Consider the following 23,789-nt stretch of genomic DNA (forward strand, 5'->3'; position numbering starts at 1 on the left):
ATGAAATCACTATATTCTAGATTTGTATTTATGACGGTCGGCATTATGCTACTTAGTAGTATTATCGGCTTTTTATTAACGAACGTATATTATCAAGTGAAGTTAAAACCGTATAATAGTGAAAAGATTTTAAAGTATGCGGAAGAAGTTAAATCGTTATATGAAAAGCAAAGTGAAGAAAATCAAGAGACGTATTTGCATTCTATTGCAAAGTTAGGGTATGAAATTTATATTGTCGATGATCAAAAGAATGGGAAGCGTATTGGTAATGCGTTTCGTAAGACGTCTATTAGCGATGCTACTGTTCATAAAGTATTGCAAGGAGAAACGTTTAATGGTGTTTCTACGTATCCAACGCGTCTTTTTATTACAGGATTTTTCGATAATGAATTAATAAATAGTGTTGGTGTACCGGTAAAGCACGGTGATAAACAGTACGCGTTATTTATTCGTCCTGACATTCAGAACCAATTTGGCGAGATGCGAATTTTCTTAGCGGTATTACTTGGGTTTATCGTACTATTAAGTATTATCTTTATAGCGATTGCAGCAGGTTATATCGTTCGCCCAATCCGTAAATTTACGAAGGCTACGCAAAAAATTGCGAGTGGGGAATATGAAATTGAATTAGATGTAAAACGAAAAGATGAAATAGGAACGTTATCTACAAGCTTCCAAAAGATGACGAAGAGTATTAAAGAACTAGATGAAATGAGACAAGAATTCGTTTCGAACGTTTCACATGAATTTCAGTCGCCACTTTCTTCCATACAAGGTTTTTCAAAAACGTTGCAAACAGAAAAGATGAGTGAGGAAGAAAGAAATCATTACTTACAAATTATTGAGGGTGAAAGCAAGCGAATGTCTAGTTTATGTAAACAGTTACTTACGCTCGCTTCATTAGATAAAGAGGAAAAGGTTCTACAAATAAGAGAATTCAATCTGCAGAAGCAAATTAAAGACGTCATTTTTATGCTTGAGTGGAAATGGCGCGAGAAAGATATTGCCGTTGAATTTGATGTGCCGGATATCACTATAAAAGGTGATGAAAACTTACTTCATCAAGTATGGAGTAATATCTTTACGAATAGTATAAAGTTTTCAAACGATGGTGGGACCATTGAGTTTTTTGTCGAAGAGTTAGAGTCTAGCGTTATAATCTCTATATCCGATAACGGAATCGGCATGGAAAAAGAAGAAATGGAGCGTATTTTTGATCGTTTTTATAAGGTAGATACAGCAAGGGCAAGAAATGTAGAAGGTAGCGGTTTAGGGTTATCGATCGTGCAGAAGATTGTTGAACTGCATCATGGAAACGTTTCAGTGTATAGTACGAAGGGAGAAGGGACGACCGTTCGGGTTGAGCTTCCTAAATAGATGAAAGAGGCTGTTTTCGGAACGGCCTCTTTTTTTGTCGGTAAGTCGATATAATCGAAAAATCGCCGATATAAATTTCACGTACCCTCTCACTGCAGCTATAAAGCCGCACCTTTCCCACGTTCTACTTTAAACCGAACCCCAAAAGTATCCGCAGTAATTTCATCAGCTTTTGGCAATGCTCGTAATTTCGGATGAAGCAGCCATACGAGAGAAATAAATAAAATTCCGATGCTAGCGAGCGCGAAAATGAGTTGGCTACTAAATACATTTGCAGCATATCCACCAATTAAAGAACCGAACGGCATAGCAATTGTGCCCATACTTCGCATGACTGAATTGATGCGCCCGATATATTGATTTGGAATTACAATTTGACTAATTGTCGCAAATAATATGTTGGTCGCACCAATTGGAATCCAGGCTAGGCCGAATAAGAAAATAGATAGCCATTGAAACGGTACAATCGTAGAGAGAAACCAAAAGATAGCGCCGGTCGCAAAGCTAATAATGGAGACACGGCCAACATTACGTTTGCCAACCCATGAACTGAATAATGCACCGATAAGACTACCTGCTGATATAGCAGCTAAGAAGAACCCATATGATTTCACACCTCCTAAAGAATCAGCGAAAGAAGGGAGTATCGCCATCGTCATACCGATTGAAAAATTAGCGACTACTGAACCGATTAAGAATACGCCCATTAATGAACGAAAGACGATCGAAAAACCTTCTTTTAAATCAGTGAAATATTGTTTAGTTGATAGCGATGTATTGGTTTCTGTTTGCTTTGGCATTTTTAGTGAAAAGAACAAAAGGGCAGTAATCGCGAATGTAAAAGAGTCGATTACATATAAAGTAATTGCGCCAAATAGTGCTACTAATATTCCAGAAAGAGTCGTACAAATTAAATCAATGCCTTGATATGCAAATGAAAAGAGTGAGTTTCCTTTTAATAATTGTGTTTTATGCAGTAGAAGTGGTAAAGCTTTCGATTGTGCGGGATAGGCGAATTGTTCGATAAAAGCTACGATGGGCATGATGATGAGTAGTAGGTGGACTGTTAGTAGGTCGAAGTAGTGTGTAATTGGAATGATTAAAATAAGAATGCATTGCAAAACTTGTGTGATGACGAGGGTGTTTTTTATTGACCATCTATCGACGAATGGACCAGTAAGAAATTGTAATGCAGAAGGTAATAACGTAAGGAAACCAGCCAATCCAGAATAAAAAGGATTACCACTTAATTTGTATACGAGCCACATTGCTGCTACATAATACAAGCTATCTCCTATGTTTGTAAAAATTCTCCCTAAAAATAATAAGAGGAAATTCCGGTTTTTTAATATGTCCACTTTATCTACTCCTTTATAATAATTTTATTCGGTAAAATAAAATTGACCGTCTCGGTAAAAAAAATCGTATTACGATTTTTCTTCTTTTTTAATAAATTGCTGCATTGTTCTCTCAGCGATTTGAAGTGCAGTAGTAGAAATATAATAAGGTTTGCTATTCGGATCTTTATCTGCACCTTTTGTGATTTCGTTTAATTCAGCCATTAATTCATAAAACTTTTTCACCCACACTTGAAATTGTTCTGGCGTAGCATCAAATTCCCAGCAGGATGAAACGTAATTCCACTTAGCTGGATCTTCACTTGCATTTTGTAATGTAAAAGCTTCTTCTGGTGCAGCGAGAATTTGGCTTTTCGTTCTTTCTATCATTTGTAAAAAGATTTGGCGACCTGATTCGCTTAATATTTCTAAATGAGGTAATAGATCTGCGGCAGGGGTGAAGCCTTTAGCGACAGATTGATAAAACTTTTGAACAATCCCATTCTTTTCTTCTGTATAAACGATCTCTATAAGCCCATTCTTTTCTAATTCTTTTAAATGATAATGAATTTTCGCCCTTGAAATGCCGAATTTCTCAGATAGTAATTGTCCAGTATAAGGACGTTCGCATAGACGTATCATCATTTCGGCACGTAATGGATCGCTTAATGCTTTTAGTTGGCTATAAGTAGTTAGTGTTAATACGGGCTTCAACATGATCAACTCCTTGAATTAAATTACTCGGTCAATATTATTTGACTGAATTGTATCAAGGATTTTATTTATTTTCAATACTTTCTGAAAATTAAATCTTACTCTCTGTAATCTTCTGTTCATATTCCGTTCATATTTCTTTTTTATGATTAGTGCATAGAAAGAAAGAGGAAGGAGCGAGCGAAATGTTTTTAGCTCTGCGTGAATTGAAACAATCAAAATTAAGATACGGATTAATCGGACTGATTATGGTGTTATTATCATTTTTAGTTCTTGTTATTTCAGGATTAGCAAATGGACTATCATATGATAATGCTTCATCGATTCAAAATATGGAGGCGAATAAGTTCGTTTTAGCAGATGATGCGGAAAATAAATTACTTCGTTCACAAATTAAGAAAGACGATGTAGATAACGTAGTAAATCAAGTAGGCGAGAAAGAAGCCGTTCCGTTTCGTGTGAAAGTTTCAACATATGAAAAGAAAGATAGTTCGAAAAAGGTTGATATCGCTATTTTCTCAAGTGAACGGGATTCATTTTTAGAACCGAACATTGTAAAAGGGGAGAAATTAGGTACAGCAAATAACGAAATGGTTGCTGATGAATCAATTAAAGAAAAAGGAATCGATATTGGGGATACAATTATCGATCCTGTTTCAAAGAAAGAATTTACAATCGTCGGATTTACGAAAGATCAAATGTTTAGCCATACACCAGTCGTTTATGTAAATGAAGACGTATGGGGTGCTATTTCACAACCAAACCAAAAAGATTATAGTGCAATTGCACTTAACACAGATAAAGAGATTAAAAATGCACACGTAATTGACAAAAAAGAAGTGCTACAAAGTATTCCAGGATTTAAAGAAGAACAAGGAACATTAACGATGATCATTGCGTTCTTACTTGTTATCGCTGCATTACTAATCGGTGTATTCTTCTACGTTATTACACTGCAAAAAACACAGCAATTAGGTGTATTAAAAGCAATCGGTACAAAGAACTCGTATTTAGCAAATAGCTTAGTCGTGCAGGCGTTATTCTTATCAGTCGTTGCGATGGTAATCAGTATCGTTCTTGTACAAGGGTTAGAACAAATTTTACCAGCAGGTATGCCGTTCTTATTAACAACACCGATGATTGCGCAATATGCAGCAATCTTTATCGTAATTAGTATTTTAGGAACACTTATTTCGTTATACCAAGTATTAAAAGTTGATGCATTAGAAGCAATTGGAGGCGGGATGTAATGACTTCATTATTAAAATTAGACAAAGTAAGTAAAGTGTACGGAGAAGGGAATACGGAAGTAACAGCCCTTCATCCGATATCGCTTGATGTGAAAGCCGGAGAATTTATCGGAATCGTCGGTCCTTCTGGATCAGGGAAAAGTACGTTATTATCAATCGCGGGTGCATTATTATCACCATCAAAAGGGGATATTTACATTCGTGAGCAAAATATTACACAGTTATCAGAAAAGGAAATGACAGACATTCGTTTGAAAAAAATCGGCTTCATTTTCCAGTTTGCAAACCTTGTTCCATATTTAAATGTGAAAGAACAGTTACTTTACATTGCAAAGCTAAAAAAAGAAAGTAAACAAGAATCCGAAAAGCGTGCAGATCATTTATTAGCGGCATTTGGATTAGGAGAAAGAAAGAATCATTATCCAAATCAACTATCTGGCGGGGAAAAACAAAGGGTAGCAATCGCTCGTGCGTTCATGAACAACCCAGATTTAATATTAGCGGATGAGCCAACGGCAAGCTTAGACTCAAAACGCGCACGTGAAGTTGTTGAAATGATGAAACGCGAAGTGAAAGAGAGCCAAAAAGCAGCAATTATGATTACACATGATGAAAGAATGCTTGATGTATGTGATCGTATATTGAAGCTTCGAGATGGACAGTTAATATAAAAAAAGGAAAACCGTACATGTATGTGCGGTTTTCTTTTTTTAATGGACTTATTTAGAGAATAACGTTTTAATTTTATTACGAGTAAGTAATAAAACACCGCCTAATACAGATAGCATTCCTAGAGCCATATTGTTTGATTGCTCGCTACCAGCGTTAGGAAGTTCTTTAGCGTTATTGTTTTTAGTACCATTATCTGCTTGCGTTTGTTTAGACTGTGATACTTCATTAATCTTGTTATCAACATTTTGCTTCGTTGTATGTAACTCAGCTAATTTGTCGTCAATTTTTTTCTCAGTATGCTTAAAGTCGTTGATTTTAATATCTAAGTCTTGTTTTTTCTTTGATAAATCATCTGAAACAGTTTGTTTCGATTGTTTAATTTTGTTAATTTTATTAATTAAATCTTGTCTAGCTTCTTGTAAAACAGCTAGTTTATTTTTTACATCTTGTTTAGCTAATTCTAAGTTAGCGGAAAGACTGTCTAAATTGCCTTTAATTTTCTTAAGTTCCTCTAACGTGTTACCAGTATTCGGCTTGTTTTCTTTTAGTTCAGCGAGTTTGTCCTCAGCAGTTTGTTTCGCTTTCTTTAACTCAGCTAATTTTTCATCTACTTGTTTTTTAACTTCCTTAAGTTCATTAACCTTTTGATCAATGTTCTCTTTATGTCGCTTCATTTCATTCACTTTTTCATCGACAGTTTGTTTATGTTCTTTAATCTCATCCACTTTGTTATAGATATTTTGCTTATGTTCTTTTACTTCAGCAACTTTATCTTCTACTTGTTTTTTATGCTCTTTAATTTCAGCGATTTTATCTTCGGCGATTTGTTTGTCTTGCTGCAGTTTTGCATCTAGTTCTTGTTTATGCTGTTTAACTTCGTTAATTTTTTCATCAGCAACTTGTTTACGTTCATGTAGTTCATTCACCTTCGTATCAACATTTTCCTTAACCTTGTTAAGTTCATTTAATGTTTGATCCACGTTTTCTTTGTGTTGCTGCAATTTTGCATCTAACTCTTGTTTATGTTGCTTAATTTCAGCTAATCGATCTCCCGTACTTTGCTGAGGAGTAGCATCATTTACTTCCGCATGAGCAGAGTTCGCGCCAGCAATCATTGCTAAAGCTAGTGTAGACGCAGCAATTGTTTTTTTTGTTTTCATATTTTTGTACCTCTTTTCTTTCATATGCATGAACTGTTTTGTGTAAAAATGAGCATATAGAAGTAGATTCTTCCATCATTATATACCATCTGCGCCGTCTAGAGGAAGTATTTGCATAATAATCTATGATTATGTAATTTTTATAATCTCTTATTTTGGAGTAGGGGATAAATCTTTAGCTAGATGAACAATTTCTTCAATAGTAAAGCTTATATCTTTATTATTGCGAATAACAAACAAATAATCAGCCTCATTTTCTATAGGATCTACCACATCATCGTGAAGTGATTCAGTTTGTTGTCGATCAAATACTTCTTTGAAACTAGAATATCCACCTCTAAAAATATTGGTACTTCGCGTGCTTCGAGCCACTCTTTCGTAAAGTACATCATCTGGAATGTCAAAATGAACGAGTATGCGTACATATTCATTCTGTGGAAATAATTCGTTTAGTAAATATAACCTTCCATTTTTACTGCGATTGGAGTTACTAATAATAAGGTGTAAATTTGAATGTTCTTTCGCATAATCAACAATGAATTTTGAAAGACCGTGCTTAAATGTATTAGGGCCTTTAGCCGGCTGTAATTTTTCGTAATGCGTGTTAATAAATTCAGCTTGATTATCTTGATCCATAACGAAAGAGTGGGGTAACTCTTTTTCTAATGCTCTTGCAAATGTAGTTTTTCCACTGTGTGTTTTTCCAACTGTAATGATGACTAATCTTTTCATGACGCCCTCCATTTGTATTGTTATGAACTGGAATATTCGGTGTAGATCGAAATCTTCCTGCTAGAGATTACACAAATTATTGGAGCGTTAGTAGGCTGAAAACTTGACAAAAAAACTTATTTATGCTATAATTTACCAATATAAAAATAAGGTGTATAATAGGGTTCTCCTGGCCAGGGGAACCCTATTTTTGTTGTGAAAATGAAGGAGAGTGTATGTGCGTGAAACAAGGTGAAGCAAGTGTAACGTCGTTAGTATCAGCATTCGGAAGGGCGTATCATAGTGAATTTGATAGTCCTAAAATCTTTAATGATTATGTAGCTAAAGATTTCATTTCACAAAAAGAACGTAACAATATTGAAACGAACATGGTTCAAGGGATTCACTTTTTCAATACAGACATTGCAGAGCAGTTTCAAGACAATCCAAAAGAAATATTAAAATGGATTACACAAGTTCAGTTATCACCAACACCTTTAGCACGTGCCGCATATTGTGAAAGAGTATTACTACATGAAATTACATTAGGAGCGAAACAATACGTCATACTCGGTGCAGGCTTAGATACGTTCAGTTTTAGAAACCGAGAGTTAGAGAATAAAATAGAAATATTTGAAGTGGATCATCCTTCTACGCAGGCGTTTAAGAAGGAAAGAATAAAAGAAGTAGAACTTGAAGTTCCAAATAACCTTCATTTTGTTTCGATGGATTTCACGAAAGGATTTTTCTATGAGCAGTTACGGAATGAAGGATTTGAAAATAAAAAGACGTTCTTTAGTCTATTAGGTGTAACGTACTATTTAACGAAAGAGGAACTTTCTAGTTTAATAGAATGTTTATTTGAGGTGGTTCCGGCAGGAAGTTCTATCGTTTTCGATTATCCCGATGAAAACTTGTTTACGGAAAAGGGACTGTCCAATCGAGTTGAAAATATGGTAAAAATGGCTGCGGTAGGCGGAGAACCGATGAAATCATGTTTTTCTTATGCCGAAATGGAAGCACTGTTAGAGAAGGCGGGCTTACTCATTTATGAACATTTATCGCCAGAAGACATAAATAAATTATATTTTGAAGGACGAAACGATTATTTGAAAGCTTTTGAGACAGTGCATTATGTGCATGCGGTGAAAAGGTAGGAAATTAGTAGGCATGGGGAGGAATCTCTGTGTCTTTTTTGTATTACATTCACTGCCCTTGAATAAAGAACATTAAAACCCCTAAGTATGTAGAACTTTGATTTTTATTACAATTTTGTAAGGTTAAGTAATAAAAATCGATAGAACTAGATAAATGAATGGGATATTCTGAGTGACGGAAAGAATATTCTGAAAAAGGGGCAAAGCAAATGAAGAATAGACAAAAGGCATCGATAATATGCAAAAGTATTTTATGTTTCATCATTTGTATATTCATTACGAATGAAGCATTGTTTACAAATGTGGTGAGGACAGAATCGAGTAAGTTGACTGATAGGGGTATAGAGGATTTCAAAAAAAAGCTGGATGAACAGGTACCAAAATGGCAGGAGAATTATGAGGTACCAGGGGTTGCAATAGGGATTGTACATGAGGGGCGTATTGCTTATACACTAAACTACGGTTATGTAGATAAAAAGACAAAAAAAGCGTTGAGTGATGATACTGTATTTCAAGCTGGTTCCATATCTAAAAGCCTTACAGCGTGGGGAGTCTTGCATCTTGTAGATGAAGGGCGTTTATCACTAGATGATCCAGTTGAAAAATATCTGACCAAATGGAAATTATCTAATTCAGAGTTTCATAATAATGAAGTCACAATAAGAAGATTATTAAGTCATACAGCAGGGCTGTCTGCACATAAAGGATACCTTGGGGTTGCACCAGGAAAACATCTTGATTCTATCGAGGAGTCTTTGTCTGGAAAAGGATGGCTTAATGAACCAGTGGAGGTTACTAATAAACCAGGTTCAGAAACAATATACTCTGGTGGAGGATATACAATTTTACAACTTGTAATGGAAGAGGTTACTGGAATACCGTTTAATCGTTATATGGAAGAACAAATTATGAAACCTTTGGGAATGAACTCTAGTTCATTTTTACAAAATCCTGAAAACCCTAACCTTTCGAAAGGCTATGGATATTTTGGAGAGGAGCTCCCTAGTTACCAATTTACCGAACAGGCTGCTGCAGGCCTCAAGACAAATGTTACGGATATGATGACATTGATACTTGCAAGCATGGATGCAAATAATAAAGGGAGTGGTGTCATCAAAAGTGAACGTGTTGAAGAAATGCAAAAGCCAGTATTAGGGGAGAATGGTTTAGGTATATTTGAAAAAAAACTATCTAATCAATGGAAATTACTTTATCATTCTGGTGACAATCGAGGCTGGCATTCTTTTTATGGTTTCATTCCTAATACAAAGGATGGATTGGTAATTCTTACGAATAGTGAAGGTGGTATAGACTTACGACAGGATATTTACCACGCATGGATTGAATATGAAACGGGAAAATTACCTGAAAGTTACTTTGCTCTAGCTGAGCAGAGAAAAAATAACTTCATTACATCAATTGTTATTGGAGCCGCACTTGGTGTATACTTGCTACTATTTGTAATTAGATTGTACAAAGGTGGAAGAACTTTCATTTTTAAGCAAGAGAAGAAATCCTACATCGGATTAGTAGTTAGGACATTTTTACTTATTATTACTGCTATTCTCGTTTTTTGTGCTGCCTATTTGTGGAGGGTTTTCAGCTTGAATTCCGGTAATACAATAAATTTTATTCTAATAATGGTATGGATTATAACATTATTAATTAGTGGATTTTTCCCGAAAATTAGAAGTAATAAAAAACAACGTATGAAAATAAAAGATTTAACATCAAAATTTACATGTATGTAATGTAAAAGACTAGAAAGCTATATTGGCGCGAATTGCTAATTGTGGAGTGTGAAAAAAGACAAAATCTCTTAAAAAACACTTAATTTTTTATTCCATTAATCTTTACAATCTCCCCCTATAATATGAATTGGACAAGCACCTAAGAGAAGCAGAACATGTCAGTTGGTACATTCTATTATTAGGGGGAGAATTTGTATGAAAAAGACAGTTGCTTCGTTAGCAGTTATGGCGGCATTATTACCGACATTTTCAGCACATGCGGAAGGGAAAGAGCAAGTTCGAAAATCAGCTACAACTTTTAATGTTATTAGTGACATTCAAGGTGATTTAGGAGATTTTGATCACGTATTAAAAGATATGAATAAAGTAACGCCACTTTCTAGAGCGCTTATTATGAATGGGGATATAACGCCGACTGGACAACAGTCACAATATGATGATGTAAAGCGTGTGTTAAATAAAAATAAGCATCCAGAAAATGTATGGTCTACTGTTGGGAATCATGAGTTTTATGCTGGTAAATGGACAGCAGATGGGAAACTCTCTCAAAGTACATGGCCAAATGGTGTAACTGAGGAAACTTTATTTAACCGCTATCTGAAATTTAGTGGACAAGAAAAGGTATATCATAAAAAAGAATTAGACGGTTATCCGCTTCTATTTTTAGGAACTGAAAAATATATGAAATACCACGATTCAAAAATGTGGGATGAAGTATATATGAGTGATGAGCAATTAGGTTGGTTAAAACAAAATTTAGAAGAGTACAGTCAAAAAGATAAAAATAAGCCAATCTTCATTTTCTCTCATCACGTTTTACCTGATACAGTATCGGGATCAAGACAATCACCATATTTACAAGATTATTTAAACGTGGATAAATTGTACGATATATTAAAAGACTATCCGCAAGTTGTTTTCTTCACGAGCCATACGCATTGGGATTTAAACTTACCTGACTGGGCTGGTAAAAAGAAAATTAAAGGTGGAGATGAAAAAGGTTTCACTGTTGTAAATACGGGCGGTATTGAAACAGGCTGGATGTCAGCAGGGCCAAATGGAGGAGAGAAAACTGCTCCAGATGGCTATTCATTTAAACAAGGGTTACAAGTGAAAGCATATGGTAACGATGTAATTGTGACAGCTTACGATTACAAACGTGATAAGGATATAAAGAAGTTATTAATTAGTGATTCAAAAATTGCGCAGATGGCACCAAATGTAACGGCAGATGATCGTAAAAATATAATTGTCGGTGCAACTGAATATATGGAGTATTCTATAGAAGGAACGAATGAGTGGCATACGTATAGTAAAGCAAATCCTCCGAAATTTGATGGAGATAAAGTCGTATACGTACGCCATAAAGGTGAAATGAATTTAGAGCCGGGATTAACACAGTTACTTCGTTTTTCGGTAAATAAGTGATTGGAGGGAGTCTGCATTTGAATGTGTAGGCTCTTTTTTTGTTGATGAGAAAGGGGTTGCCTGTCTGTCGTTTTTTGTCGATAGATCGATATATTAAGAAAATCGTTGATATATTGCAAGTTACGATAGATATATTTGAAAAATCGTTGATATATTGTAAGGAATGAACGATATATTTAAAAAATCGTTGATATAAATTTCATGTACCGTAATTAAGTTAAAATCATTAATACGGTTTTACTTATCAAAACGAAATTCTAATACATTTTTAACCCAGAAAGATGACTTCACCATTTTTACGTGTAATAATAGTAACGTTACATATATTGTGAAAGAAGTACAAAAGGAGCGTTACAATGAATTTAGCTAAATTCCCGAGAAAAAAATATACAGAATCATATACACCAATTGAAAAGTTAAACAACTTTTCTGAAGCACTTGGTGGCCCGACTATTTATTTTAAACGAGATGATTTACTTGGTTTAACAGCTGGTGGCAATAAGACGAGAAAGTTAGAATTTTTAGTTGCAGATGCACAGGAAAAGGGTGCAGATACGTTAATTACAGCTGGTGGTATTCAGTCAAATCATTGCCGCCTGACACTTGCTGCTGCAGTAAAAGAAAAAATGAAATGTATTCTTGTATTAGAGGAAGGGCTTGAGCCAGAAGAGAAGAGAGACTTTAACGGAAACTATTTCTTATATCACTTATTAGGTGCTGAAAACGTCATTGTTGTACCGAACGGAGCAGACCTGATGGAAGAGATGAATAAAGTAGCGAAAGAAGTAAGTGAAAAAGGTAGTACACCATATGTAATTCCAGTTGGTGGATCAAACCCTACGGGCGCAATGGGATACGTTGCTTGTGCGCAAGAAATTATGGCGCAATCATTTGAGCAAGGAATTGATTTCAGTTCAGTTGTTTGTGTAAGTGGTAGCGGCGGTATGCATGCTGGTTTAATTACTGGTTTTTCTGGAACACAAAGCCATATTCCTGTAATCGGGATTAATGTAAGTAGAGGAAAAGCTGAGCAAGAAGAGAAAGTAGCAAAACTTGTAGATGAAACTTCAGCACATGTTGGTATTCCAAACTTTATCTCGCGCGACGCTGTTACGTGCTTTGATGAATATGTAGGACCAGGCTATGCGTTACCAACGCCGGAAATGGTAGAGGCAGTTCAGTTACTTGCGAAAACAGAAGGTATTTTACTTGATCCAGTGTATACAGGTAAGGCAGTAGCGGGATTAATCGACTTAATTAGAAAAGGTAAATTTAATAAGGAAGACAATATTTTATTCGTACATTCAGGTGGTTCACCAGCTTTATATGCGAATACTTCTTTATTTGCGTAAGTGTAAAAAGCATTGGGTATCCAATGCTTTTTTTGTTATATACTGGAATTACCGAGAGGTAGGAGGATGATATGAATTCAAATTTAAAATGGATTATATATACGGCACTCGGCATTTCTATTCTATTAATCTTATTTGTGGCTTATGGGGTGTATTCTTATTTTACATTTTAAAAGCGTAATGGAAGTGAACCATAATGTAATGTATGTTATAGTTTGATATGTTAATTACTTACAATACTTTCTACAAGGAGAATACATAATGAGAGCAAAGAAACTAGTAACGTTAGCAGTTCCATTTATGCTGTTAGTCGGATGCGAGGTAGGAGATAAAGATTCTACTCATAAGACTGAGCAAACTAGTAAAGCAATAACGAAAACAGTAATTTCTGAACAACAGTATCCGTACTACATATGTGAGCAAGTGGTAGAGTTCCAATTTAAGAAGGATGAACTATTACTAAACTTAGGAGAATCCTTAAAGGACAAAGAAAAAGCAAAAGCTGTTTTAAAAACATCAAACGAGATAGATAAAATTTTAGACAATATGGAACACATAAAAGTACCTGATACATACAAAGACATTCACAAATCCATACAAGAAGGGGTAACAGAGGCAAGAAAAGCAACGAAGTTAATTAAGGATGCTGGTAAAGAAGATAAACAGAAGATTCAAGAAGCTACAATGAAAGGTACTGAATTTTTATCAGGTGTAGACGGAGAGCATTGGAAAAAAGCAATTTATGAGTTATCACAGGAAAACAAAGATGCTTATAGTAAGGCACTTGATAAGAAAGTAAAGGAGCACTCAAAGTAAAACGGTAACTTGTAACAATACATATCTACCTAAAATTTCCGCGAATGCTATGCTAGGAAGTTAGGTGGGAGATTACTGTCCTTAAATGTGGTTGATTAAAGCTACAGCCACATTCTCCTGTTCTAATTAACTAAAAGAAGAACTTCCCCATCCCGATTAGACTACTGATCATTCCTATTCCACTCATGGTGCCTTTTCCTGCTGTAAGTAAGTTTCCAAGCATTCCTAGCTGACCGTTACCTCCGTTATTTCCCCATCCCATTGGGGCCCACGGACCACCCCATCCTGGAGGGTTTCCAAAAACACCCGAGTTATTGGTATTGAAATGAAAAGGCTTGGCTGGCGGCGATAGTAAAGCTGCAAGATGACCTTGTGCGAACATCCCTGTATGATTGAATGGTTGTGCCCAGGGGAAGGGAGGTTTTTGAAAATTAAAACCTGCATGACTTGGTAATGGAGTCCAATTAGCAGGATGACCTTGGGGCATTATCCCTGCATAATTAATTGGCTGCCCCCAAGAGAAGAGAGGGGGGTGGGGATTGAACCCCGTATAATTGGCTGATGAATCCCAACTAACTGGATAGACTCGGTAACTCCAATTCTCAGGAATCTTCAAATCATTCATTACCTCAGATGTAGTTATTTCGGACTGTGAATATAATGAAATTTGGTTATTATATTGTTGCCCATTTCCCTGTGAATTCAAATACCAATATTGGTCCATACGCTTATTCTCCTCACTTTAAAAATGTAATGTTAGACTTAGCCTATGTAATATTCCTTTTTATGGATGGTTACATAACTAGATCTACAAGCCTGTATTTAAAGGAATGGGTGCGTGGTCTTTTTGGTTTTTCTCGCTGCCTGTAAAATTCCCATTGATTTAAAGCTTCACTTTATTTTAGAAGGGGATTTTCAGTTGCTTATTTTGTGTATTTCAGCCTAATTTAAATTCCGTTAACAAACATTTTTATAAAGGTTTAATCAACAAAAAGATTTTAAAATGGTATGTTGAGCAAGTGGAATTGCTAAAAAGAGAATATCCATTCGAAGAGTTTGGCAAAATACTGCAAGGGTAATATTTTCTTGTGCAAATATGTAAACGATTTAAACGAATCAATGAAATTTATAATGAAGGGGCAATTAAATATATGAGTGAAACATTACATAAAAGAAAACCGCCATATGTAATGCTTGTAATCCTTTTTATTGGGGCATTTGTTTCATTTCTAAATAACTCCCTTTTAAATGTAGCCTTGCCATCAATAATGAAAGATTTAAACATTCAAGATTATTCAACGATCCAGTGGCTTTCTACAGGGTATATGCTTGTAAGTGGTATATTAATTCCGGCCTCAGCATTTTTAATAACGCGTTTCTCCAATAGGAGCCTATTTATTACATCTATGGTGATTTTTATTCTTGGTACTGCCTTAGCGGCTGTAGCACCTAACTTTGGTTTATTACTTACTGGTCGGATGGTTCAAGCGGCAGGCTCTTCAGTTATGGGACCTTTGTTAATGAATATTATGCTAGTAAGCTTTCCAAGAGAAAAAAGGGGAACAGCAATGGGGATTTTTGGACTAGTTATGATTACAGCTCCAGCAATTGGGCCGACACTATCAGGTTATATTGTAGAGTATTATGACTGGCGTTTGCTTTTTGAAATGATTTTACCGTTAGCAATCATTAGCTTACTGTTAGGGATTTGGAAATCTGAGAATGTCATGAAACAAAACAAAAATGCAAAACTTGATTATCTCTCATTACTATTATCTTCTGTCGGTTTTGGCGGTTTGTTATATGGATTCAGTTCTGCAAGCTCCGATGGCTGGACGAATAAAGTTGTCTTAACAACCTTAATCATAGGCGCTATTGCCCTAATTGCTTTCATTATTCGTCAATTAAAAATGGATGAGCCGTTATTGGATTTACGTGTTTACAAGTACCCAATGTTTGCACTTGCGTCTGTAATTGCAATTGTCAACGCGGTGGCCATGTTTTCGGGTATGATTTTAACACCAGCTTATGTACAAAACGTCCGTGGTATTTCGCCGCTGAGCTCTGGGCTGATGATGCTTCCAGGTGCGGTAATAATGGGGATTATGTCACCAATTACAGGTAAACTATTTGATAAATATGGTCCTCGGATTCTTGGCATAGTGGGGCTTTCCATTACAGCTGTTTCAACGTATATGTTGGCAAGTCTGCAAATTGACTCTAGTCACACACATATTATTCTTATCTACACACTGCGGATGTTTGGGATGGCGATGGTTATGATGCCACTTATGACAAATGGTCTTAATCAATTGCCAACTCGCTTAAATCCGCACGGTACAGCTGTTAATAATACAGCTCAACAAGTGTCCGGTTCGATTGGTACTGCTATTCTTGTTACGATTATGAATTCTGTAACAAAAACGAAAGCTGAAAGTTTAATGTCTCATATAGATCCAACAACCTTCACAGAAACTACGAAGGCAATAGTAACTCAGAAAGCTTTATTATCTGGAATTCAATATTCATTTTATGTAGCGCTTGGCATGAATGTTGTTGCACTACTACTAGTTTTTTTCGTTAAACGTGTAGATACAAGTGCGGAAGCTGTCGAGAAGTTAAATCGGTAGAGAAGAATAAAACCTTAGATAATGATTCCTACAAGTTTTTTACTGCTAAGGCGCCAGTATTTAAAATGGGAAAAGAACTGAAAGAAGCAGTGACATAATTATGTAGTGAAAGAGGACCTGATGTTCATATCAGGTCCTCTTTCACTAGTAACACGGTATATTTGCTTATCGTATTGCTTTAACTAAACTACTGATTTTTCGAATACTACAATCTTAAGAGTGTCAACTTCTTTGTTTTGGGGTGTTTTAGAAGAAAATGAATCAAAATAATCGTTTTTATAAACAAATACAAGAGATGAGATCCATTTGCAATTTTTCATAAACATTACAAGTTTAGATTATCTTTTAACCTCAACATTAAAAGGCTCCAACTATATTTATTCGCTTCATTTTAATTTAGTATTTTTCTACAAGTTATAAATCTAATTGCCAAGCTTATACGTAATATCATAATCATGAATAGTTAGGGAAAAGATAAAATAAGGTAATCAATTACATATCTTTATCCCAGGCGATTAGTTGCTATTTCCTCTTTATTAAATGGGATATGCTATCCCGCATTAACGGGCAGTAAGACCCCCACCTCAAAATTTAGCGGAAGCAAAGAAGTTAGGTGGGGGACCAACTGCCCGTAAAAGCCCGATTGGTTCAACTAATAATCAGTGGGGGATGAACAAAACCCCCACTGATTAAAGTTTCACTTTATTTCATGCTTTTTTGAAAGGGTGTTTTAAATGGAAAAAAAAGTATCTGCCATTCCCCAGCCGAAAACATATGGACCGCTGGGTAATCTCCCATTAATCAATAAAGATAAACCGACTCTATCGTTTATTAAGCTGGCGGAAGAGTATGGTCCCATTTTTCGAATTCAAACTTTAAGTGATGCCATAATTGTCGTTTCTGGACATGAACTGGTAGCAGAAGTTTGTGACGAAACGCGGTTCGATAAAAGCATAGAGGGTGCTTTAGCGAAAGTTCGTGCTTTTGCTGGAGACGGATTATTTACTAGCGAGACTCACGAGCCTAACTGGAAAAAAGCTCATAATATTTTGATGCCTACATTTAGCCAACGGGCAATGAAAGATTACCATGCCATGATGGTCGATATTGCTGTACAACTCGTTCAAAAATGGGCAAGACTGAATCCGAACGAAAACGTAGATGTTCCAGAGGATATGACTCGCCTTACGTTAGATACAATTGGTCTATGTGGTTTTAATTACCGATTTAATAGCTTTTATCGTGAGACACCTCATCCTTTTATTACTAGCATGACCCGTGCTCTAGATGAGGCGATGCACCAATTGCAGCGGCTGGATATAGAAGACAAACTTATGTGGAGAACGAAACGTCAATTTCAGCATGATATCCAATCTATGTTTTCTTTAGTAGATAATATTATTGCTGAACGTAAAAGTAGTGGAGATCAGGAAGAAAATGATTTACTTTCCCGTATGTTAAATGTGCCAGATCCGGAAACTGGTGAAAAATTAGATGATGAAAACATTCGTTTCCAAATTATCACTTTTTTAATAGCTGGGCATGAGACAACAAGTGGATTGTTATCTTTTTCAATTTACTTTTTATTAAAGAATCCGGATAAATTGAAAAAAGCCTATGAAGAAGTAGACCGTGTTTTGACAGATGCTACTCCAACATACCAACAAGTTATGAAACTGAAGTATATACGGATGATTTTAAATGAATCACTGCGTCTATGGCCTACCGCTCCAGCATTCAGTCTCTATGCAAAAGAAGATACAGTGATTGGCGGGAAATACCCAATTAAGAAAGGAGAAGATCGTATTTCTGTTCTTATTCCACAGCTACATAGGGATAAAGATGCATGGGGAGACAATGTGGAAGAATTCCAACCTGAACGATTTGAAGAGCTGGATAAGGTTCCTCATCATGCTTATAAGCCATTTGGAAATGGCCAGAGAGCATGTATCGGTATGCAATTTGCACTTCATGAAGCCACTCTTGTAATGGGAATGCTTCTTCAACATTTTGAATTAATCGATTATCAAAACTATCAGCTGGAAGTAAAACAAACATTAACGCTAAAGCCCGGCGATTTTAAGATTAGGATTCTACCCCGAAAACAAACTATTAGCCATCCTACTGTTCTTGCACCTACAGAGGACAAGCTGAAAAACGATGAAATTAAGCAGCACGTTCAGAAGACACCTTCTATTATTGGGGCCGATAATCTTTCACTTCTTGTTCTGTACGGCTCGGATACAGGTGTAGCAGAAGGTATTGCAAGAGAATTAGCGGATACAGCTAGTTTAGAAGGAGTTCAAACGGAAGTGGTAGCTCTTAACGATCGAATTGGAAGTTTGCCAAAAGAAGGAGCGGTACTTATTGTGACTTCTTCTTATAATGGAAAACCGCCAAGTAATGCAGGGCAGTTTGTGCAATGGTTGGAGGAACTAAAACCGGATGAGCTAAAAGGGGTTCAATACGCAGTTTTTGGTTGTGGAGATCATAATTGGGCTAGTACCTATCAACGGATTCCAAGATATATTGATGAGCAGATGGCTCAAAAAGGAGCAACAAGATTTTCTAAACGCGGAGAAGCAGATGCAAGTGGTGATTTCGAGGAACAGCTCGAGCAATGGAAACAAAGTATGTGGTCTGATGCAATGAAGGCATTTGGATTGGAGCTCAACAAAAATATGGAAAAAGAGCGCAGTACTTTGAGTTTGCAATTTGTCAGTCGTCTTGGAGGATCTCCTCTTGCACGAACATATGAAGCAGTTTATGCATCTATACTAGAAAATCGTGAACTCCAATCATCCAGTAGTGATAGAAGTACACGACATATCGAGGTATCCTTGCCAGAAGGCGCTACATATAAAGAAGGAGACCACCTTGGAGTGCTGCCAGTTAATAGCGAGAAAAATATCAACCGAATTTTAAAACGTTTTGGATTAAATGGGAAGGATCAAGTTATACTGAGTGCAAGTGGACGAAGTATAAATCACATACCTTTAGACAGTCCTGTTAGTTTATTGGACCTTCTTAGTTATAGTGTCGAAGTTCAAGAAGCAGCCACTCGTGCACAAATACGAGAAATGGTAACATTCACAGCATGTCCTCCTCATAAAAAAGAATTGGAAGCATTGTTAGAAGAAGGAGTTTACCATGAACAAATATTAAAGAAACGGATTTCAATGTTGGACCTTCTTGAAAAGTATGAGGCTTGTGAAATCCGATTTGAACGCTTTTTAGAACTTCTTCCTGCGCTCAAACCGCGTTACTATTCTATTTCAAGCTCTCCACTCGTTGCACACAATCGTCTGAGCATTACGGTCGGTGTTGTTAATGCGCCTGCATGGAGTGGGGAAGGGACATATGAAGGAGTCGCTTCTAATTACTTAGCTCAGCGTCATAATAAAGATGAGATTATCTGTTTCATTCGAACGCCACAATCAAACTTTGAATTACCTAAAGATCCAGAAACACCAATTATTATGGTTGGGCCAGGTACTGGAATTGCACCATTCCGTGGATTCTTGCAAGCGCGTCGTGTTCAAAAGCAAAAAGGTATGAACTTAGGACAAGCGCATCTATATTTTGGTTGTCGTCATCCTGAAAAAGATTATCTTTATCGTACAGAACTAGAAAATGATGAAAGAGATGGATTAATCTCTTTACACACAGCTTTTTCTCGTCTAGAGGGACATCCAAAAACATATGTACAGCATTTAATAAAACAAGATAGAATCAATTTAATTTCGTTATTAGATAATGGAGCTCACCTTTATATATGTGGTGATGGAAGTAAAATGGCTCCGGATGTAGAAGATACCCTTTGTCAAGCATATCAAGAAATTCATGAAGTCAGTGAACAAGAAGCAAGAAATTGGTTGGATCGTGTGCAAGATGAAGGGCGATATGGAAAAGATGTTTGGGCTGGTATATGAATGTTTCTTAATTAGATACATATTAACTAATGAAATTCTTTCGAATAAATTTCAATTTATTAGTATAGTGTATTTAGATGAATAGTGATTAACCGGACTATTTAGTATCTACTAAATAAAAAACAGGACCTGATATGCATCTATCAGGTCCTGTTTCACATAGACATTATACATGGATATTTTCCACACATTATCAATGTTTGTAATGTAGTTAGCCTTGTGGATCAGCCATAAAATCAGATATTATTTTTTCGATATCGAAAGGAGTAATCCCTTTATCCAAAGAAAAAATGCTTTCTGCTTCTTCGATGTCTTGAACGAGTTCACCTCTAGCTTCTATATGTAATCGGAACAAGTCATATAAATTCGGTTTAACTAAATTAGTTAAAGCCTTTCCAATAAGTATCATACCTTTTTGATTAGCCTCGATGGTATTATCATAAGTTAGATCTCTTATAAGAGACAAATCTGTCCAAATCAATTTTCGTTCCTTTAAGTCTAAAATAACTGGAATAGAGATTTGGGTGTCGGCAGTAATATCCACTTTATCTTGAACAGTAGAAGGTTCAAATATTTCACCTGAACCAGGATATTGACGAACCATCCAACCAGTAAAGCATTCTGGTAAATCTTTATATGGTTGGTCTGTGTAAGAAAGCAAAGTCATGACTACATAGCGTCCACCATATTTCAGCACAGACGGAATATCGAAATCAATGAATTCAGATGCTCCCTTTGGTGCAGAAGTAATATCTCCGCTATGGTAAGCTTTGAAATTTTTTGAACGTAAGTTCGTGAAGGATACATGTTCTTTGTATTGCCAATCTTCGTCGTACATTGCAGCAGATAAATCAATGTCAACACGCCCTGTATGTCGTCCATTCACATAGCCTTCTTTCCACCATAGGAAAAAACGAATCGTATCTCCTTCGGGCAAATCTACTTTACTTCCTCGAGATAATGTGCGAAGCGCTTTGCTGGCTGAACGTTGAGAGAAGGGAACTAAGTGATTTTTTAACTGTTCATCCAAAAATACTTTTCCGAGACTTGGAAGTTCTGCGAAGCGATTTTTTAAAGTATCTTCACACATTTTTACAATCATTAAACAAATATCCTCTGAGATAAATGGAAGTGTATTTTCAATACCTATAGCTTTTGCTACATTTCCCTTTGGAAAAAAGGTACGAAATTCATTTTTATCATTTCGATGCTTAAAATGAGCCGTGAGTTGAAGTAATACAGGAGTAGAAACGTTTCCTATTATACTTAGAAAATCTTCGAGAATATTGAAAACATCTGTTGACTTATCACTACATAAACGGATTAAATGATCCAAGCGTCTGGCAAATTCCCCCGGGCGAGTTTTTAAAAGATTTTTCGCTGTCATGATATCACGATTCAACAAAGCTGCTTCTATTTTTCCATTAAATGTTTCAACTTTAATGTTGTTGCGAAGAATCTCAAATGCTCGGTGGGTTTTTGGGAAACGAGTATGATATTCTGCTGGATGAAGAATTTCACCTAAACGAATCCAACGTTTTTTGTATCGAAGCATATCTTCGGTAATGTTTCCGCATTGCTCTAACAATCCTAAAAGGAAGCGTCTTTCTGCTCGGTTAAACTTCTTGAATCGGACGGAGGATGCTAAACTCACATCGCCTTCAGATAAAGCAACTGCAAGGCGAAGAACATCAGTTGCTGTTTTAAAATACTTTGCAGCAGCATCGGCTGATATTTTTCTGTTTATTAATAAAACCCCAATTATAAAAGACATATTTTCCTTATGAGGAATTACATTAGGCAGAAAACAGGAAACATCTTCAGTGTGTGTAATAGCCCATTCTATATCTGTCTTATCAGTTGAGGAAATAGAGCTATTTGCACTAATCAATTGAGAAATCATTTTATTGAAATCTTCTTCACTTCCTAAGTCAATAACTTTCAAATCAACGCTATCTAAAAGAGGAAGTCGTTCTTCTATTTTTGATACAGGTAGGCGCAACGTCACATAATGAATAACGGCATTGATGTATAAATCAGCGTCACTTAAATCCATCATTTGTTGCGGAAAGTTTGGATACATAGGAGCAAACTGAATATGTGCACCAACCATTTCTTTTAAATGTTTTACCAACTCTTTGTAAAACGATGTGAATGCATCAATCGAAAGTGTTTGCAACTCTTCTATTAAAGGCTCGGAAAAAGTAAATCCTAAACTTTCCAAGTTTTTTAAAACAGTGGCTAAATAAATGTTCGGTAGTTTATTTTCTTCTCTTTTTATAATTACTTTCAAACTTCTTCTTATATAAATAGAATTTTTCATGAGAACGCCATCTATTCACGCCTTATAAAAGAGGGGAATAGTCTGACTGTCCTCCTTTCAGTGGTAGATTTTTATTTTTATATGTATAAACACAATAATTGTAGAAAAATGCACAGAGGGTACATAGCTATTTTTTAGTGAAAAATTAGGGGTATAACATTTAGTTGTTAAGTGGTAATTGGTTAATTAAGAAAAGAAAACCTCTACATCAATGGTTGATAAACTAAAGTTTATGCAATCCCAAAGAAGAAAGAGGTTTTATAGTCTAATTATTTTTCATAGGGAATTGACAACTCTAAAACAATTTGAAATTTCTACAAAGAAGGAAGAATTGTCATAGCCTATGTGTTTAGCAGGAAAGTAACATCCCTATTTCGCCAAAGAAGTTAGAAGGAAGGAACGTCATAGCCTGCTTTATTAGTATATTCTCTTGCGAAGAGCAATTCAAGTATACTGTCTGATTTTTTATATTTTTCTTAAAGGGGAATTTTCATGATTATCCCGCATTAACGGGTAGCCCGATTAGTGAGGGTGATTAAAGTTTCACTTTATAAATAGGGAGACCATCACATGCCTTTTTTATAATACTATTACGGGAGGATTTTTATTTTTGATATATTATACCATTTATTTAATGGTATAATATGGTGTTAGTTCTATGGAATGGAGTTGAATGAGTATTATAAATACAAAAGGTGAAATTAAAAAAACAAAAAGAAAAGTATTACTAACTATAATTACTATGTTAGTAATTATAATTGGGTTTGGATATTGGAAATTTTTTAGTTTGCAAGGTGTTCCAAAAGGGGAATTCATTCGAACAGTGAAATCTCCAGATGGAAAATATCTCATCAAGACTTATTTTCATAATGCAGGATCATTAAGTGCGGATGCTGTTAGGGGTGAATTAGTTAACCTTGATACAGATTCAGAGAAAAATATATATTGGAATTATCCAGATACCGATCCATATATTGAATGGGTAAATAAGAATATTGTTAGAATTGGAGATCAAACTTTAGATATTTCACAGAAAGAAACCTATGATTGGCGTGATGATGATAAGCACGTTAAAGAAATGCCTAAACAGTTTAGTAGATAAAACAAGAAAATTTAAATTTATTTAATCTTATTCGTTTAACTATAGATAGGATTATATGAGTGAAAAAGTCCATTTAG

General features: G+C 35.6%; 17 protein-coding genes. 11 read left to right on the forward strand and 6 right to left on the reverse strand.

Features of this window, described 5'->3' with window-relative positions:
• Complete coding sequence (locus AC0OM3_RS09505) at positions 1-1,377, forward strand: sensor histidine kinase (RefSeq protein WP_000839516.1); 1,377 nt, start codon at positions 1-3, stop codon at positions 1,375-1,377.
• A gap of 98 nt (positions 1,378-1,475) precedes the next feature.
• Here AC0OM3_RS09505 and AC0OM3_RS09510 read toward each other — a convergent pair whose 3' ends face one another.
• Both AC0OM3_RS09510 and AC0OM3_RS09515 read right to left on the reverse strand, forming a co-directional pair.
• Positions 1,476-2,735 carry an MFS transporter gene (locus tag AC0OM3_RS09510; protein WP_000353364.1) on the reverse strand — a complete coding sequence of 420 codons (1,260 nt, stop codon included), beginning with the start codon at positions 2,733-2,735 and terminating at the stop codon, positions 1,476-1,478.
• A gap of 69 nt (positions 2,736-2,804) precedes the next feature.
• On the reverse strand, positions 2,805-3,428 hold the full coding sequence (locus tag AC0OM3_RS09515; RefSeq protein WP_014895296.1) for an ArsR/SmtB family transcription factor: 624 nt from the start codon (positions 3,426-3,428) through the stop codon (positions 2,805-2,807).
• A gap of 185 nt (positions 3,429-3,613) precedes the next feature.
• Here AC0OM3_RS09515 and AC0OM3_RS09520 point away from each other — a divergent pair, with 185 nt between their 5' ends.
• Positions 3,614-4,678, forward strand: coding sequence for an ABC transporter permease (locus tag AC0OM3_RS09520; protein WP_000477754.1), 1,065 nt, complete (start codon positions 3,614-3,616; stop codon positions 4,676-4,678).
• On the forward strand, positions 4,678-5,349 hold the full coding sequence (locus AC0OM3_RS09525; protein ID WP_000202593.1) for an ABC transporter ATP-binding protein: 672 nt from the start codon (positions 4,678-4,680) through the stop codon (positions 5,347-5,349). Before AC0OM3_RS09520 ends, AC0OM3_RS09525 begins: the two co-directional genes overlap by 1 nt.
• Before the next feature lie 48 nt (positions 5,350-5,397).
• Here AC0OM3_RS09525 and AC0OM3_RS09530 read toward each other — a convergent pair whose 3' ends face one another.
• Entirely contained in the window at positions 5,398-6,510 is a 1,113-nt protein-coding gene (locus tag AC0OM3_RS09530; protein ID WP_474211544.1) for an LPXTG cell wall anchor domain-containing protein, read from the reverse strand.
• A gap of 150 nt (positions 6,511-6,660) precedes the next feature.
• Positions 6,661-7,242 carry an ATP-binding protein gene (locus AC0OM3_RS09535; RefSeq protein WP_000826986.1) on the reverse strand — a complete coding sequence of 194 codons (582 nt, stop codon included), beginning with the start codon at positions 7,240-7,242 and terminating at the stop codon, positions 6,661-6,663.
• 215 nt (positions 7,243-7,457) lie between these two features.
• On the opposite strand from AC0OM3_RS09535, the gene AC0OM3_RS09540 reads away from it, so the two are divergent.
• The 5 genes from AC0OM3_RS09540 to AC0OM3_RS09560 all read left to right on the forward strand — a co-directional run bounded on the left by AC0OM3_RS09540 (position 7,458) and on the right by AC0OM3_RS09560 (position 13,725).
• Positions 7,458-8,378, forward strand: a complete 921-nt coding sequence (locus AC0OM3_RS09540; protein ID WP_002164096.1) for a class I SAM-dependent methyltransferase — start codon at positions 7,458-7,460, stop codon at positions 8,376-8,378.
• A gap of 209 nt (positions 8,379-8,587) precedes the next feature.
• Positions 8,588-10,129 carry a serine hydrolase domain-containing protein gene (locus AC0OM3_RS09545; RefSeq protein ID WP_000797426.1) on the forward strand — a complete coding sequence of 514 codons (1,542 nt, stop codon included), beginning with the start codon at positions 8,588-8,590 and terminating at the stop codon, positions 10,127-10,129.
• 195 nt (positions 10,130-10,324) lie between these two features.
• The gene (locus AC0OM3_RS09550; protein WP_000754275.1) at positions 10,325-11,557 is read left to right on the forward strand and encodes a DUF4073 domain-containing protein; all 1,233 of its coding nucleotides are present in this window, start codon (positions 10,325-10,327) and stop codon (positions 11,555-11,557) included.
• Between the two features lie 356 nt (positions 11,558-11,913).
• Positions 11,914-12,909: a D-cysteate sulfo-lyase gene (cuyA, locus tag AC0OM3_RS09555; RefSeq protein ID WP_001046608.1), complete on the forward strand. Its 996-nt coding sequence runs from the start codon at positions 11,914-11,916 to the stop codon at positions 12,907-12,909.
• A gap of 261 nt (positions 12,910-13,170) precedes the next feature.
• Positions 13,171-13,725: a hypothetical protein gene (locus AC0OM3_RS09560; protein WP_001201801.1), complete on the forward strand. Its 555-nt coding sequence runs from the start codon at positions 13,171-13,173 to the stop codon at positions 13,723-13,725.
• A gap of 130 nt (positions 13,726-13,855) precedes the next feature.
• On the opposite strand, the gene AC0OM3_RS09565 is transcribed toward AC0OM3_RS09560, so the two are convergent.
• On the reverse strand, positions 13,856-14,449 hold the full coding sequence (locus tag AC0OM3_RS09565) for a hypothetical protein (protein ID WP_000373143.1): 594 nt from the start codon (positions 14,447-14,449) through the stop codon (positions 13,856-13,858).
• A gap of 427 nt (positions 14,450-14,876) precedes the next feature.
• Between AC0OM3_RS09565 and AC0OM3_RS09570 the strand changes: the two genes are divergently transcribed.
• Both AC0OM3_RS09570 and cypD read left to right on the forward strand, forming a co-directional pair.
• Complete coding sequence (locus tag AC0OM3_RS09570; RefSeq protein ID WP_000005138.1) at positions 14,877-16,355, forward strand: DHA2 family efflux MFS transporter permease subunit; 1,479 nt, start codon at positions 14,877-14,879, stop codon at positions 16,353-16,355.
• Positions 16,356-17,089: 734 nt separating this feature from the next.
• Complete coding sequence (gene cypD / locus AC0OM3_RS09575; protein ID WP_131250133.1) at positions 17,090-20,287, forward strand: bifunctional P-450/NADPH--P450 reductase; 3,198 nt, start codon at positions 17,090-17,092, stop codon at positions 20,285-20,287.
• Positions 20,288-20,498: 211 nt separating this feature from the next.
• Here the strand turns inward: cypD and AC0OM3_RS09580 are convergent, their stop codons facing one another.
• Positions 20,499-22,610 carry a TerD family protein gene (locus AC0OM3_RS09580; RefSeq protein WP_474211554.1) on the reverse strand — a complete coding sequence of 704 codons (2,112 nt, stop codon included), beginning with the start codon at positions 22,608-22,610 and terminating at the stop codon, positions 20,499-20,501.
• Between the two features lie 673 nt (positions 22,611-23,283).
• Between AC0OM3_RS09580 and AC0OM3_RS09585 the strand changes: the two genes are divergently transcribed.
• On the forward strand, positions 23,284-23,712 hold the full coding sequence (locus AC0OM3_RS09585; protein ID WP_000022535.1) for a DUF5412 domain-containing protein: 429 nt from the start codon (positions 23,284-23,286) through the stop codon (positions 23,710-23,712).
• Positions 23,713-23,789: the final 77 nt, after the last annotated feature.

This window comes from Bacillus sp. FAU20 (assembly GCF_056033865.1).